Source organism: Blastococcus litoris, assembly GCF_003075095.1.
Classification (GTDB): Bacteria; Actinomycetota; Actinomycetes; order Mycobacteriales; family Geodermatophilaceae; genus Blastococcus_B; species Blastococcus_B litoris.
This window is the reverse complement of sequence record NZ_QCZF01000071.1, coordinates 1-441: the sequence shown is the minus strand read 5'-3', so window position 1 is coordinate 441 and position 441 is coordinate 1. Positions and strand designations below refer to the sequence as shown.

General features: G+C 66.0%; 1 rRNA gene. It reads left to right on the top strand.

Going from position 1 to position 441, the window contains the following annotated elements:
• Window positions 1–441 (top strand): 16S ribosomal RNA (locus DCS98_RS22665); the annotation flags it as partial.

The window sequence follows — 441 nt, the reverse complement described above, 5'->3', positions numbered from 1 at the left end:
CCTACGGGGGGCAGCAGTGGGGAATCTTGCGCAATGGGGGGAACCCTGACGCAGCGACGCCGCGTGCGGGACGGAGGCCTTCGGGTCGTAAACCGCTTTCAGCAGGGAAGAGTCAAGACTGTACCTGCAGAAGAAGCCCCGGCTAACTACGTGCCAGCAGCCGCGGTAATACGTAGGGGGCGAGCGTTATCCGGATTCATTGGGCGTAAAGCGCGCGTAGGCGGCCCGGCAGGCCGGGGGTCGAAGCGGGGGGCTCAACCCCCCGAAGCCCTCGGAACCTCCGCGGCTTGGGTCCGGTAGGGGAGGGTGGAACACCCGGTGTAGCGGTGGAATGCGCAGATATCGGGTGGAACACCGGTGGCGAAGGCGGCCCTCTGGGCCGAGACCGACGCTGAGGCGCGAAAGCTGGGGGAGCGAACAGGATTAGATACCCCTGTAGTC